The sequence below is a fragment of the Collinsella phocaeensis genome (assembly GCF_900119895.1).
GTDB classification, from domain to species: domain Bacteria; phylum Actinomycetota; class Coriobacteriia; order Coriobacteriales; family Coriobacteriaceae; genus Collinsella; species Collinsella phocaeensis.
On sequence record NZ_FQLR01000004.1, the window covers coordinates 1,029,586 to 1,042,802 of the forward strand.

The following is a 13,217-nucleotide window of genomic DNA, read 5'->3' on the forward strand; positions in this document are numbered from 1 at the left end:
GTATACAGGTACCGTCATCGGCACGTTTCCATCGTCCGGGCTTTGGCGCGCGTCCCTGCGAACCTTTGACGAACGCCGTTTCGCATGCGACAATGCTCCGCTGGAGCAGACGGCGGCCGTGACGTGGCCCGCTCTGCCGCGGGAACGATAGCGCGGACGCTTCAGGCCGGGACGCATCGTCCGGCGCCTGGGCGCTCCTTCACCTTTCAAGATCAAATATCGAGGTGCTTCGTGAGCCAGTCTCAGCGAATGGTCGACGCAGTCGAGGGCAACACGCATGGAAAGAGCAAGTGGGCGATCCTGTTTACGGTCCTGGTGATGACGTTTATGGCGACGCTGGACTCCAGCATCGTCAACGTCGCGCTGCCGGTGATGCAGAAGGAGCTTGCGGTGGGGCTCGACCAGATACAATGGGTCTCGTCCGTGTACCTGCTGACGACGTGCGCGCTGCTCCTGGTGTTCGGCAGGTTGGGAGATATCTTCGGCAAGGTGCTGGTGTTCCAGGTGGGCGTGGCGGCGTTCTCCCTGGAATCGCTTTTGTGCGGCATGGCCGTGACGCTGCCCGCCCTCGTTGCCGCCCGCGCCGTGCAGGGGGCCGGCGGCGCGGCCGCCATGGCCAACAACATGGGGATCATCACCGAGTCGTTCCCCGCCCGCGAACGCGGGCGCGCCCTGGGCATCCTCGCAAGCTTCGTGGCGCTGGGCATGATGTGCGGCCCCGTGCTGGGGGGATTCATCGTCTCGGTGCTTCCCTGGGAGTTCATCTTCCTCATCAACGTGCCCGTCGGCGTCGTGTCGCTCGTCGTCGGCCTGAAGACGCTGCCCCGCGTCCGGCCCGAGCGGGGCCGGAGCCTGGACGTCGTCGGTTCGCTGCTGATCGTGCCGGGCATCATGCTGACGTTCTTCGCGCTCACATCCCTGCAGGCGGGCGCCTCGCCTGCCCTGGTCGCGATGCTCGCGGCCGGCGTCGCGCTGCTGGTGCTCTTCGCGCTCGTCGAGCGCCGTGCGCAGGATCCCCTGGTGGTGCTCGAGGTCTTCTCCCAGCGCTCGTTCCTGGTCAACGTCGCGTGCCTGTTCATCTCCTTCGTCGCGATCGGCGTCTACGAGCTGATGACCCCGTTCTACCTGCAGGACGCGCGCGGCTTCTCCCCGACGCTTGCCGGCTTGGTGTTTTGCGTGATCTCGCTGGCCAACGCCGTCTCGGGCCCCATCTCGGGTGCCGTGTCCGACCGCATCGGGTGCGAGCTGCCCACGTGCGTCGGCATGTTGCTGTTCGCGGTGGGCCTCGTCCTCGTGGGGTTGTTCGGCGTCGACACGGGCCTGCCCTGCATCCTTGCATGCCTCGCGCTCGCCTCGCTCGGAACCTCCATCTTCCAGTCGCCCAACAACTCACTGATCATGGGCTCGCTTCCGCCCGAGGCACTGGGGTTCGGCGGCAGCGTCTCCGCCCTTGCGCGCTATCTGGGTATGGCCGTGGGCATCTCCGCCTCGACCTCGCTTCTGTACGGCCAGATGAGCGTCGCCGCCGGCGAGAGCGTGACGTCCTATGTCGCCGGGCGCCCGGATATCTTCCTGTATGGCTATCGCTGGGTCTACGGCGTGACGGCCGTCTTGGTCGCCGTGGGATTCGCCCTGACGCTTGCGCGCCTTGTGCTCAAGCGCGCGCGGCGCGCGGGCGGGACTGAGCATGCCGCACCCGTGCGCGGCTCGGCGCGCGGCTGACTCGGTGCGGCCCGGTGCGCGCGGGCCGCTGCATCGACGAGCGCCCCGCGGGGCGTCAGGGTAGCGGGGCGAGCACGCGCATCGCGTGCGGGACGACCTCGATGCTCAGGCTGCGGGCCGAAAGCCGCTCACCGTCGACCTGGATGGGGTAGCTGTCTTCTGCAAGGGTGAGGTCGATGCGCCGCGCACGCATCGTGTGCACGTGCTTGCTGGCCGTGTGCGCGCCGTTTTTGGCCGAGAGGAACACGGGCAGGGCCACCGCGCGGGGGACGGGCCCCGTCGCGTAGCAGATGTCCAGCTCCCCGTCGGAGATGTCCGCATCGGGGCAGATCCTGAAGCCCGAACCGTACGTCGCGCCGTTCTGGACGGCGAAGATGATGGTCTCGAGTGATCGAGGGGTCTTGCCATCGATTCTGACGGTGGACGCGAAAGTGCGGTATCCGGAGCCGAACGTCTTGAGCCCGCTCGCCAGGTACAGGGGCGTCCCGGTGAGCTTCGTGTTCCGGCGCATCGCGTGCGTGTCTATCGCTATGGCCGCGTCGAGTCCGAACGATACGGTCTCGAGCGCGTACTCGACTGACGCGGAGCCGGGCGCGCCGCCCGCCGCGCCATACGCCACGCGCAGGATGTCGCAGGGTTTCGGGGCGCCCTGAAGAAGCGGGGAGAAGTCCGTTCCGGAAACGTCGGCGACGTCGGTGAGGCCGAGCGACCTCGCGAAATCGTTGCCGGACCCCACGGGCACGACGCCGAGGGTCGGTCGCGCTCCGGGCTCGATGCGCATGAGGCCGTTGGCGACTTCGTGGACGACGCCGTCTCCGCCGAGGGCGAGCACGGTGTCGAATCCTGACGCCGCTGCGGCGAGCTCGGTCGCATGGCGGGGCAGTTCGGTGCGCTTCACGTGGAAGGCGCTCGCGTCATGGCTGCAGAGAGCGAGGAATCGCCTGAGGCGGTCGGCGGCCGCAGCGGCTTTTCCCGACTGCGCGACGGGGTTGACGATGATGAGCGTGCGTCCGAGTTCGATGGGGTGCATGGCGGCTCCCGGGATACAGGTGGGTTACGCTTGGCCGCCGGGCGCCTCGTCGGCGTCTGCGGCCTGGTGGTGCCGCGCGATGGCGGCCTCGAGGGTGTCCCCGGTGTCGGGGGCGAGCGAGCGTCGCTTGGGCGTCACGATGCGCTGGGCGGGGTACACGCCGCGGTGGCCCTCGACGAGGTAGCTGACGAAGGCGACGATGACGAAATAGGGCGCGCCGGCGCCGCCGAACATGTCGATGGCGAGCATGATGGTGGTTATGGGCACGTTTAGGGCAGCCCCGAACATCCCCAGCATGCCGAGGGCCGCCATGAAGCTCGGGTCGAAACCGATGACGGGCCCGATCCATCCGCCCAGGGACGCTCCGATGGCGAACAGCGGGGTGACCTCACCGCCCTGGAACCCCGCGCCCAGGGTGAGCGCCGTGCATACGAGCTTGGCGACGGGGTCCAGCGGGGACGTGCGTCCCTCGAAGCCCGCCTCCACGAGCCAGGAGGAAAGGCCGGCGTAGCGCTGCCAGGAGAACGCGAAGCAGACCGCGCAGAGCGCAAGCGATCCCACGAGTGCAGCCACCAGGTAGTTTTTGATGCGCGTCCCGTACAGCCGCTTGACGCCGCGGATGGCGAGGGAGAACAGGCGAGCGACGATCCCGAAGACGCAGGCGCACGCCACGACCAGGGCGACGGACGCGGCGTCCATCGGGGGGACGGAGGCGATGCGGAAGGATTCGCGCGCGACGCCGAGGGCGTCGGCGACGGCGTAGCCCGTGAAGGACGCGATGAGGCAGTAGATCCCGGCACTGTAGTTCAGCTTCCCGACCGTGCACACCTCCATGCCGAAGAAGGCGCCGGCGAGCGGGGTGCCGAAGACGCCGCCGAAAGCGGCGGACACCCCGGCGAGCATGAGGTCCTGGCGGGTGCGCGCGCTTTTGACGCCGAACCGCTCGGCGACGTTGCTCGCGATCGTTCCGCCGATCTGCACCGCCGTGCCCTCGCGTCCCGCGGAGCCTCCGACCAGATGCGTCGCGACCGAGCACGCGAAGGTCAGGAAGGCCATCCGGGCATGGATGGGCGTCCCTCCGAGCGCGCTGTCGATGACGAGGTTGTTTCCGCGGGCGGACCTGAGCCCATGGTTGCGGTACACCCAGGCCGTGCCGACGCCGACGGCGGGCAGGAGCAGCAGGAGCCATCCGTGCCGCCCTCGGACGCCCGTGACGATCTCCAGCGAGGTGAGGAACGCCCATGCGGCGAAACCCATCGCGACGGAGATGACGAGCGTGAGCGCGAGGGTCGTGAGGCTGGCGCGCATGTTGCCGGCATTGCGGCGCGTGTCGGCGGCGAGCGTGCGCTCCGCGCTCTGAAGCTCATAGGAGAGCGCGGCGAGGACGCCCTCTCCGTGACGGTCGTCGGAATGATCGGATTCGATGTCCTGCGTTGCTGCCATGGGTTCCCTTCATATCGCGTGCGCGACCATTATACGGCCACGGCGAGAAGGGCGCTTCGGCGTCCATGCTCGTCTGGGGGAAGCGAGTCTTGGGGCCCGGGGCGTTAGACGTTTCCTTCTAAACGGAATCAGGCTTCCCCAACGTGCGTTTGGGGATAGCAGGTAATGGCCTAGGACAATCGTTCCTCTGTACGGCTCTCGTTTTGTCGTGATGGGGAAATGGGCGAAGAGCTGACCAGGAGGATGTGTTCGAGCGAGAGGGACTGGTTGTCAGGGATTCGTTTTCCCTTTATACTATGCCTTCGTGGACGCACGGGACGTGGCGCAGTTTGGTAGCGCGCCTGCTTTGGGAGCAGGATGTCGCAGGTTCAAATCCTGTCGTCCCGACCACATACGCGGGCGTAGTTCATCGGTAGAACCTCAGCCTTCCAAGCTGATGAGGCGGGTTCGACTCCCGTCGCCCGCTCCAGAGAAAGACGCAGGTCAGAGTGGTTGAAATTCTGGCCTGCTTTAATTTTTCCACCTTATGGGAAATGCTGATGGGAAATCTATGGGAAATATTTCCCACGATACAAACGCGGTAAGGGCAATCCCGAACTATCGAAAGTAATTGGTGCTACCATCGAAGGCGGGCGGCATCCGTTGCGGCGAAGTTTGGCCGCTCCGTAAAAAACGTTAACAGCGCATGGAAGTGGCCGTGTCCGTTTAACGGATGCGGCTATTTTTTTCTAGGGATGTCCAGTCCTAGCCGAATAGCCGCGAGTACGAGGGCGATAAGTGCAATTGCATCTGAAAGAGTCATAGGCTTTGCTCCCTTCGAAGCGCGGCCCCGCCCGTCTCTGATGGGAGCGCACTTGCTCCCCGTCTGCCTTATGCGGTTGTGAAGGTGTGCGCCTCGGGGGGCCTCCTTGGCTTGATTGCATTATGCACAAACGAACGTTAGAGCAAATACATATCTGTTATGATTCGGTAATGATGAAAGGGGAATCAAAGTGCAGGTCAACGATATTATCTCAGCGCTTCTTGCAAGGACCAGCAAGACGCAAGAGCAAGTCAGCACAGAGCTTGGCAGGGCGAAAGCGTGGGCATCCGTGGTCAAGTCCACCAAGCGAACGCCGCGCCTTGACACGGTGGCCGACATAGCGGACGCATGCGACATTGACATTTGTCTCATAGATCGAGAGACCGGCGCCGTTGTGGCGACCGTCACCCCGCCGCGCCGCGCCCAAGCGGATTAGCGCATCGACATACGACTCGCACCGGTCCGCTCCGTGATGGTGCGGCCTTTTTTCATGCCTGAAACAACCTGAAATGTGTGCACTCATCAAATCTAAGCGCAACTAACTTAGATATGGTGAGTGTGCGCCGGACCAGCGGACCCCGGGGGATGGAAATATGAGGATCGCCAAGTGCTCGCGGTCGAGGGCCACTACAAGACCGAGCTCGTGCGCGATGCCTACGACGAGACCGTCGTGGTCACCCCGGCGTGGGACGAGAAGGTGCTGGTCAAGGCCGCCTGGACCGAGACCATCAAGCACGAGGCCGAGTACAAGACCGTCCACCACCCGGCCGAGTACGGGTGGATCTAGGTGCATCCCAGCCTGGGCGAATCATCAGGGGGCCGGCGCGCAGGGACGTGAACCCCTGCGCGCCGGCCCTTCCCCTATCGCGGCGTCTGCCCTAGCCGACGCCCGCGCCGAGCGGCACGATGCGCTCGAACAGCGCCGTGTGCCGCGCATTGACGTCCCTGTCTCGATGGAAGTGGCCGTAGTACCAGCGCTTGAAGTCGAGTTTTCGGTCGACCTCATCGAGAAACGCGGTCAGGGCCTCGTCTTCAAGGCCCGGAGTCGGCGTGGCGGGGAAAAGCGTGCTGGCGAGGATGGATCTGGGACACGTGTGCGTCACGACGTAGTCGACCTTCCAGTCGCGCGCAGACAGGTTTGCCCGCGCCTCATCGAAGTTGCGCTCGGTCGGGATCTCCTGCGGCCACCAGGTGGCGAAGGGAATCCGAAGGGCTCGGTCGATGCTGGCCGCGCCGCCGAGCGTGAAGATGCGCACCCCGTCGATCTCGTAGACCTCGGAGCGCATGAGGCGACGGATGGGGGAGTGCGGGGAGAGCCGTTGGACTGCGCCGCCGCACCATGGCTCCACGCGCCGTCCCGACCAGTGATCGTAGCGCTCGTGGTTCCCGTCGACGAACAGGATCGTGTAGGGCCTGGACTCCAGCCAGGCTATCTCGGCGCACTCGTCGGCTGAGTAGTCCCAGGGGTAGCCGAAATCTCCCGTCACGATCAGGTGGTCGCCCGGTCCCCCTTCCTCCCAGGCCTCGAGCCTGTCCAACCCCATGGGGCCGTGCAGGTCTCCCGTGATGTAGATCAAGGCTTCTCCCTTCCGCCCGACGGGTCGGCGATCGCCGTCCTGAGGTATCGCGGCGCTATCGGGCCGGTGAGCCAGACGCCGTTGCGCGACAGGTAGAACCCTTGGCCCTCCGCGGCCAAGGTCGCGGCATCGACCTCGAGCACCACCGGCTTCCCGTGGCGGGAGCCCACGTTGACGGCGGTCCCGTAGTCGGGAGACAGGTGGACGTAAAGCCTGCTCATGGGCTTCAGCCCCTCGCGCATGATGGCGTCGAGCGACCGTCTGGCGGTCCCGTGGTACAGGGTCGCCGGCGGCGTTTGGCGCTCTAGCCCCACGTCGACCGGGACGGAGTGGCCCTGTCGCGCGCGCACGCGTTCATGCTGCCCATCGAACTCATAGCGGCCCTTGGGGTCGGTCGCGACGATATGCTCCAGGATCTCTCGAGAGAACTCCACCTGGCCGTCCATGCTGCGTATGAGGGGGCCGACGCGCGCCCAACCGTGTTCGTCGAGCTCAACCCCCAGCTCAGCGGGTCTGTGCCGGAGCGTGCGGGCAAGGAGCCTGCTCGCGCGCACGTGCCTCTCATCGGTCATGCCGGCCATCCTCTCTCGATGCGGGCCTCTTGTCGCCATGGTAGCGTGCGCCTGCCGTCTCGTTGGGGGGGCGTGCGCTTCCATTTGGCCTGGCGCCAGCGGCCCTTCTGCATGGAACGTAGCGCGCGCCATGTGAGACGGGCTCGTGGTTCTCGTCGGTGCTGCGCACGTCGGCGCGGTACTGGTTCCAATCGGGGCTCGCGCCTGAAAGGCTCGCGCGTTTCTCATGTGTTACGGGTGTTGCCGCTTCGTTTCCACCGAGTGCATGGGTAGAACAGCGGAGCGCCTGAATTATGATAGAGCGTGGTCAAACGCAGGCATGCCGTCTGCGCGCATTGGTAAGGAGCATACATTATGAGCTATACCGAGAGGGTCATCGCGGAGCTGCACGAGCGCTACTCCGATCAGCCCGAGTTCATCCAGGCCGCCGACGAGGTCCTCTCCTCCATCGCGCCGGCTGTCGACGCCAACCCCGCCTACGAGGAGGCTTCGCTCCTCGAGCGCCTCGTCGAGCCCGAGCGCGTCATCATGTTCCGCGTCCCCTGGGTGGACGACGCGGGGAAGTGCCGGGTCAACCGCGGCTACCGCGTCGAGTTCAACTCCGCTATCGGGCCTTACAAGGGCGGCCTGCGCTTCAACCCCACGGTAACGCTCGGCATGCTCAAGTTCCTCGGCTTCGAGCAGATCTTCAAGAACTCCCTCACCACGCTCCCCATGGGCGGCGGCAAGGGCGGCTCGGATTTCGATCCTAAGGGCAAGTCCAACAACGAGATCATGCGCTTCTGCCAGTCCTTCATGACCGAGCTCTCCCGCCATATCGGCCCTGACACCGATGTCCCGGCGGGCGATCTGGGCGTGGGCGGCCGCGAGATCGGCTACATGTTCGGCCAGTACAAGCGCCTGCGCAACGAGTGGTCCGGCGTGCTCACCGGCAAGGGCCTGTCCTTCGGCGGCTCCCTGGCGCGCACCGAGGCGACCGGTTACGGCCTCGTCTACTTTGTCGACGAGTACCTCAAGTGCCACGGCGAGAGCTTCGAGGGCAAGAAGGTCGTCGTCCACGGCTCCGGCAACGTCGCGATCTACGCGATCCAGAAGGTCTCCCAGCTGGGCGGCATCGTCATCGCCGCCTCCGACACCAAGGGGTGGATCGAGGACCCGGCGGGCATCGACTACAAGATCCTCGAGGACATCTACAACAAGAAGCGCTCCGGCCACGACCAGGGCGTGAGCCTCGCGCTGTATGCCGATGCCCGCCCCGATGCCGTGTGGCACGAGGGCGACGGCCGCGGCGTCTGGCAGCTTTCGTGCGACATCGCGCTTCCCTGCGCACGCGAGAACACGCTGCTGCTCGAGGACGCGCAGGCGCTCGTCGCGAACGGCTGCAAGGTGGTCGGCGAGGGTGCGAACATGCCGACGACGACCGATGCCACCAACTACCTGATCGAGCACGGCGTCGCCTTCATGCCCGGCAAGGCCGCCAACGCCGGCGGCGTCGCGACCTCCGGCCTCGAGATGAGCCAGAACGCCGAGCACCTCTCGTGGACGTTCGAGGAGGTCGACTCCAAGCTCGAGGGCATCATGCGCGGCATCTACCATGCGTGCGATGACGCGGCGACTGAGTACGGCTTCGAGGGCAACTACATGGTCGGCGCCAACATCGCCGGCTTCAAGAAGGTGGCGGACGCCATGATGGCCCAGGGCGTCTGCTAGGGCCGTTCTGGCTCCATGCGCGGATCGTCTGGCGCTGATCGTTCGGTTTTGCGTCGATGCGGGAGTCCCAGCCCTGGGGCTCCCGTTTTTTCAAGCTGGTTGGGGCATGCGCCTGGGGATGCGGTGCGCATGCGGTCGGTGATGGCGTGCGCGGCGCGTTCGCTTCAGGTCCGATATATAGCTTCAAGTCCGATATATAAAAACAGGGCCCTCGAAAGGGCCCTGCAGGTTTGTGGTGTACCGGCAAATACGGTTCACGCGATATGTGCCGCGAAGGAAGCTTAGGAGCGGGCGACCTTGCCGGACTTGAGGCAGGTGGTGCACACGTTCATCTTGCGACGGGTGCCGTTCACGACAACGTAGACACGCTGGATGTTCGGACGGAACTTACGGATGGAGACGCGGTGAGAGTGGCTGATGGAGCGACCAGCAACGGGGTGCTTACCGCAGATTTCGCAAACTTTGGACATGTCTTTACCCTCCTTGGGCGGCTTGTTGTTGATGCCGCGTGAACAAACAGCAATGAACTATACCATAGAAACCCGCCCATGTGCGGAATCTACACATAGTGCGGGAGGTTTGCACGCATATGGAGCAGCAGGCGCGTGCAGCGCGGGGAACAGTATAGAAAAGCGCAGGTCGTATGTGAAGTGAGACCGTGCGTCGTTCAAGAAAAACTTTACGAGGAGCGTTCGCGTCCAGCGGTTTCGCGCGGCCAGGCTGCTCGGTGGTGCGCTGAGGCGGTGCGCCCGTGCGCTTCGGGCGCATGCCCCGGTTGCCGTCGGCGGATCGATGGGGGTGCGTTCGACAGTTGTGGAGGGTTTGAGGGCGCCGTCGCGGGCATAACGTTAAAACGTCGTGTCGCGTTTCACATGACCCTCCGGTCCCATATAATCCATACCAACTGGCTCGGATATTGTGCCCAACAAGAAAGGAACGTCCCCATGACGAAGGATACCCTCATGGATTCCATCACCCTCACCCGCCGCCAGGCTCTGGCCGGCGTCGCGGCCCTCGGCGCCGTGAGCGCCCTCGGCCTCTCCGCCTGCAGCGACGAGCCGGCGCCTGCCGGTTCGGCCGCGTCTGACGACGCGGCCGAGGAGACCGTCACCAAGATCGACGCCGATGCCTACGACGCCCTCGTCGCCGAAGGCCCCGTCGCCGACGACGCGGCCGTGTCCGCGAGCGCGTGGGCGTCGGCCGTCAAGAAGACGGGCGTCCTGCGCGTCGGCGGCGTTCAGACCTCCGCGCTGTTCTCCCTCATGGACGAGACCGACGGCAAGCTCCGCGGCTTCGACGCCGGCCTGTTCCAGCTGCTTACCCGCTATATCCTGGGCGACGAGTCCAAGTACGAGTTCACGCAGGTCACCTCGGACACCCGTGAGTCCGTCCTCACCAACGACCAGGTCGACACCGTGTTCGCGACCTACTCGATCACCGACGAGCGCAAGAAGCTCATCTCCTTCGCGGGCCCCTACTACACCACGCAGCAGGGCACCCTGGTCATGGCCGGCAACAGCGACATCGCCGGCGTCGAGGACCTCGATGGCAAGAACGTCGCCGCCCAGTCCGGCTCGACCGGCCCGAGCGTGCTGGAGGAGTACGCGCCCAAGGCGACCGTCCAGGAGTTCAAGACCGACGAGGAGGCGCGCAGCGCGCTCGAGCAGGGTCGCGTCGACGCCTACGTCATCGACCAGACTATGCTGCTGTCCGATATGGCCAAGCGTCCCGGCAAGTACCAGCTCGCCGGAGATCCCTTCGGCCCGGTCGATCCCTACGGCATCGGCATGCCCCTGGACTCCGACGGCGTCGCCTTCGTGAACGACTTCCTCGCCGCCATCGAGGACTCCGGCCTCTGGGCCGATCTCTGGCAGGTCTCCATCGGTGATCGCGCGGAGATCGCCGAGGCCCCCGAGCCCCCTGCGATCGGCGCGTAGCGCACCCGCGCGCATGGCCCTTTGCGCGCCCGGCCCGCATCGCGGGTCCGGGCGCGCACTCGTATTCCGTTGATGCGGGCGCTCGGCGCCCGCGCGTTCCGTACCGTGTCTGCAAGGAGGTGGCCATGGGACTCGTCGAGCTTCTGTCGACCTACGGTCAAGACTATGCGACGGCGCTGTTCACGACGTGGTGGATGACGGCCGTCTCGTTCGCCGTCGTCATGGTGCTCTCGGTCGGGATCACCGTGCTCCGCGTCTGCCCGCTTCGCCCCCTGCGCGCCGTGGGCGATCTCTACGTGCAGGTCTTTCGCAACATCCCCGGCGTCGCGCTGCTCATCATCGTCGTGTACGCGCTGCCCAACCTACGCGTGGTGCTCGACTACCGCACCTGCGTCATCGTTACGACGGTCCTCATGGGCTCCGCCTTCGGCTCGGAGAACTTTATGAGCGGCATCAACACGATCGGGGTCGGGCAGATCGAGGCGGCGCGGTCCATCGGTCTGCGGTTCTCGCAGATCATGTCCCGGATCGTCATCCCTCAGGCGCTCCGTTCCGCGGTCCTGCCCATGACGAACCTTCTGATCGCCGTCATGCTCACGACGTCGCTCGGCTCGCAGGTGCCCTTGTCGCCCCAGGAGCTGACCGGCATTGTCTCCTATATCAACACTCGCGCGACCGGAGGCATCCTTGCGTTCCTCATCGCCGCCCTGGGCTACGTCGGCACCGCTGCCGTGATCGGGCTGGTGGGGAACCGCATCGACCGGAAGGTGAGGATCTTGCGATGAGCGCTCGAAACAACCGTGCCTCCATCCGCGATGCCCTGTACGAGGCTCCGGGACCGCGCACGCGGCGGCGCATGCACGTCGCGACCGCCGTCTCCGCCGTGCTGGTCCTCATGGGCATCGCCGCCATCGTTCGCCAGTTCTACGTCACCGGACAGCTTGCGCCCCGCTATTGGTCGTTCTTGACCCGTCCGACCACGTGGGCCTTCCTGCTGCAGGGTTTCCGCGGGACCGTCTCGGTCGCGCTCGTCGCGGGCGCCATCGCGCTCGTGCTCGGCCTGCTGCTGATGCTCGGCCGGATGAGCTCGATCCGCGCGCTCTCCGCCGCCTGCCGAGGCGTCATCGACTTCTTCCGCGGCGTGCCGAGCCTTCTGCTCATCTATTTCTTCTTCCTCGTCGTCCCGCAGTACGGCATCAAGCTCTCGAGCTTCTGGATGATCACCCTGCCCGTCGCGCTCGCGGCGTCGGGCGTGCTGGCCGAGGTGCTGCGAGCGGGCGTCAACGCGGTACCCGCCGGGCAGGTCGAGGCCGCCCGGTCGATCGGCATGCGCCCTGCGCAGATCATGCGCACCGTCATCCTGCCGCAGGCCGTCCACTTCGTCATCCCGTCTTTGATCTCGCAGCTCGTGGTCGTGGTCAAGGACACCACGGTGGCCTACGTGGTGAGCTACCCCGACCTCATGCAGAACGCGCGCGTCCTCATCACGAACTACGACGCCCTCGTGTCGATGTACCTCACGGTCGCGCTCGTCTACATCCTGCTCAATTACGCCATCAACAAGCTTTCCGGGATCGTCGCGCGCCGCATGGGCGTCACGATCGTCCGCTAGCCCGCACGCACCGCACTCATACGACTGGAGACGACATGACCCAGCACACCGAACAAGACACCCCCGTCATCGAGCTTCGCCATGTGGACAAGCACTTCGGCGACCTGCATGTCCTGCGCGACATCAACCTTTCCGTCGCCCGCGGCGAGGTCCTCGTCGTCATCGGGCCGTCCGGTTCCGGCAAGTCCACGATGTGCCGCACGATCAACCGCCTCGAGACCATCGACTCCGGCGAGGTGCTCATCGAGGGCGTGCCGCTGCCGGAGGAGGGGCGCGAGCTCGCCGCCATGCGCGCCGAGCTCGGCATGGTGTTCCAGAGCTTCAACCTGTTCGCGCACAAGACGATCCTCGAGAACGTCACGCTCGGCCCGATAGAGGTTCTGGGGCAGGACAGGGCTTCCGCGGAGAAGACCGCCCGCGAGCTGCTCGCGCGCGTGGGCGTGGCGGAGCAGGCCGACAAAGTCCCCGCGCAGCTCTCCGGCGGCCAGCAGCAACGCGTCGCCATCGCGCGCTCGCTCGCCATGCGCCCGAAGGCGATGATGTTCGACGAGCCCACGAGCGCTCTCGACCCCGAGATGATCAACGAGGTCCTCGACGTCATGGTCGAGCTCGCTCGGGGCGGCATGACGATGGTCGTCGTCACCCACGAGATGGGCTTCGCGCGCCGCGTCGCCGACCGCGTGGTGTTCATGGCCGACGGGCGCATCGTCGAGGAGGGTACCCCCGATGAGTTCTTCGACCACCCCAAGACCGATCGCGCGCGCGAGTTCCTCGATTCGATCAAGGGCCACTGACGGGCCCTCGTCCTTTCG

At 65.7% G+C, this 13,217-nt stretch carries 12 protein-coding genes and 2 tRNA genes; 9 read left to right on the forward strand and 5 right to left on the reverse strand.

The genetic code is table 11. The annotated features are described in order from the left end of the window. Positions 1-231 precede the first annotated feature (231 nt). Entirely contained in the window at positions 232-1,722 is a 1,491-nt protein-coding gene (locus tag BQ7355_RS06410) for an MFS transporter (RefSeq protein ID WP_240307340.1), read from the forward strand. A 55-nt stretch (positions 1,723-1,777) separates the two neighbouring features. Here the strand turns inward: BQ7355_RS06410 and BQ7355_RS06415 are convergent, their stop codons facing one another. Next, positions 1,778-2,752, reverse strand: coding sequence for a diacylglycerol/lipid kinase family protein (locus tag BQ7355_RS06415; RefSeq protein ID WP_072415436.1), 975 nt, complete (start codon positions 2,750-2,752; stop codon positions 1,778-1,780). Between the two features lie 24 nt (positions 2,753-2,776). Next, the gene (locus BQ7355_RS06420) at positions 2,777-4,195 is read right to left on the reverse strand and encodes a chloride channel protein (protein ID WP_072415437.1); all 1,419 of its coding nucleotides are present in this window, start codon (positions 4,193-4,195) and stop codon (positions 2,777-2,779) included. A gap of 313 nt (positions 4,196-4,508) precedes the next feature. Here BQ7355_RS06420 and BQ7355_RS06425 point away from each other — a divergent pair. The 3 genes from BQ7355_RS06425 (at position 4,509) to BQ7355_RS06440 (ending at position 5,784) form a co-directional block, all read left to right on the forward strand. Beyond that, positions 4,509-4,585: transfer RNA gene (locus BQ7355_RS06425), tRNA-Pro, on the forward strand. Between the two features lie 5 nt (positions 4,586-4,590). After that, positions 4,591-4,664: transfer RNA gene (locus tag BQ7355_RS06430), tRNA-Gly, on the forward strand. Between the two features lie 940 nt (positions 4,665-5,604). Beyond that, on the forward strand, positions 5,605-5,784 hold the full coding sequence (locus BQ7355_RS06440; protein ID WP_072415439.1) for a hypothetical protein: 180 nt from the start codon (positions 5,605-5,607) through the stop codon (positions 5,782-5,784). A gap of 91 nt (positions 5,785-5,875) precedes the next feature. On the opposite strand, the gene BQ7355_RS06445 is transcribed toward BQ7355_RS06440, so the two are convergent. Both BQ7355_RS06445 and BQ7355_RS06450 read right to left on the reverse strand, forming a co-directional pair. Beyond that, positions 5,876-6,574 carry a metallophosphoesterase family protein gene (locus BQ7355_RS06445; RefSeq protein ID WP_072415440.1) on the reverse strand — a complete coding sequence of 233 codons (699 nt, stop codon included), beginning with the start codon at positions 6,572-6,574 and terminating at the stop codon, positions 5,876-5,878. Continuing rightward, the gene (locus tag BQ7355_RS06450; protein ID WP_072415931.1) at positions 6,571-7,146 is read right to left on the reverse strand and encodes an RNA 2'-phosphotransferase; all 576 of its coding nucleotides are present in this window, start codon (positions 7,144-7,146) and stop codon (positions 6,571-6,573) included. Before BQ7355_RS06450 ends, BQ7355_RS06445 begins: the two co-directional genes overlap by 4 nt. Before the next feature lie 354 nt (positions 7,147-7,500). On the opposite strand from BQ7355_RS06450, the gene gdhA reads away from it, so the two are divergent. Beyond that, on the forward strand, positions 7,501-8,856 hold the full coding sequence (gdhA, locus tag BQ7355_RS06455) for an NADP-specific glutamate dehydrogenase (RefSeq protein WP_072415441.1): 1,356 nt from the start codon (positions 7,501-7,503) through the stop codon (positions 8,854-8,856). 281 nt (positions 8,857-9,137) lie between these two features. On the opposite strand, the gene rpmB is transcribed toward gdhA, so the two are convergent. Next, positions 9,138-9,326 (reverse strand): 50S ribosomal protein L28, encoded by a 189-nt coding sequence (gene rpmB, locus BQ7355_RS06460; protein WP_072415442.1) that lies wholly within the window; start codon positions 9,324-9,326, stop codon positions 9,138-9,140. A gap of 474 nt (positions 9,327-9,800) precedes the next feature. Between rpmB and BQ7355_RS06465 the strand changes: the two genes are divergently transcribed. The 4 genes from BQ7355_RS06465 (at position 9,801) to BQ7355_RS06480 (ending at position 13,199) form a co-directional block, all read left to right on the forward strand. Next, positions 9,801-10,793: a glutamate ABC transporter substrate-binding protein gene (locus BQ7355_RS06465; protein ID WP_072415443.1), complete on the forward strand. Its 993-nt coding sequence runs from the start codon at positions 9,801-9,803 to the stop codon at positions 10,791-10,793. Positions 10,794-10,918: 125 nt separating this feature from the next. Continuing rightward, complete coding sequence (locus BQ7355_RS06470; protein WP_072415444.1) at positions 10,919-11,578, forward strand: amino acid ABC transporter permease; 660 nt, start codon at positions 10,919-10,921, stop codon at positions 11,576-11,578. Then, positions 11,575-12,405 (forward strand): amino acid ABC transporter permease, encoded by an 831-nt coding sequence (locus BQ7355_RS06475; RefSeq protein WP_072415445.1) that lies wholly within the window; start codon positions 11,575-11,577, stop codon positions 12,403-12,405. Before BQ7355_RS06470 ends, BQ7355_RS06475 begins: the two co-directional genes overlap by 4 nt. Before the next feature lie 35 nt (positions 12,406-12,440). Continuing rightward, positions 12,441-13,199: an amino acid ABC transporter ATP-binding protein gene (locus tag BQ7355_RS06480; RefSeq protein WP_072415446.1), complete on the forward strand. Its 759-nt coding sequence runs from the start codon at positions 12,441-12,443 to the stop codon at positions 13,197-13,199. Positions 13,200-13,217: the final 18 nt, after the last annotated feature.

Bases quoted from the DNA above. Each gene is read 5' to 3' on its own strand.
- BQ7355_RS06415 (WP_072415436.1), bottom strand. From the start codon at position 2,752: ATGCACCCCATCGAACTCGGACGCACGCTCATCATCGTCAACCCCGTC.
- BQ7355_RS06420 (WP_072415437.1), bottom strand. From the start codon at position 4,195: ATGGCAGCAACGCAGGACATCGAATCCGATCATTCCGACGACCGTCAC.
- BQ7355_RS06450 (WP_072415931.1), bottom strand. From the start codon at position 7,146: ATGACCGATGAGAGGCACGTGCGCGCGAGCAGGCTCCTTGCCCGCACG.
- gdhA (WP_072415441.1), top strand. From the start codon at position 7,501: ATGAGCTATACCGAGAGGGTCATCGCGGAGCTGCACGAGCGCTACTCC.
- rpmB (WP_072415442.1), bottom strand. From the start codon at position 9,326: ATGTCCAAAGTTTGCGAAATCTGCGGTAAGCACCCCGTTGCTGGTCGC.
- BQ7355_RS06465 (WP_072415443.1), top strand. From the start codon at position 9,801: ATGACGAAGGATACCCTCATGGATTCCATCACCCTCACCCGCCGCCAG.
- BQ7355_RS06470 (WP_072415444.1), top strand. From the start codon at position 10,919: ATGGGACTCGTCGAGCTTCTGTCGACCTACGGTCAAGACTATGCGACG.
- BQ7355_RS06475 (WP_072415445.1), top strand. From the start codon at position 11,575: ATGAGCGCTCGAAACAACCGTGCCTCCATCCGCGATGCCCTGTACGAG.
- BQ7355_RS06480 (WP_072415446.1), top strand. From the start codon at position 12,441: ATGACCCAGCACACCGAACAAGACACCCCCGTCATCGAGCTTCGCCAT.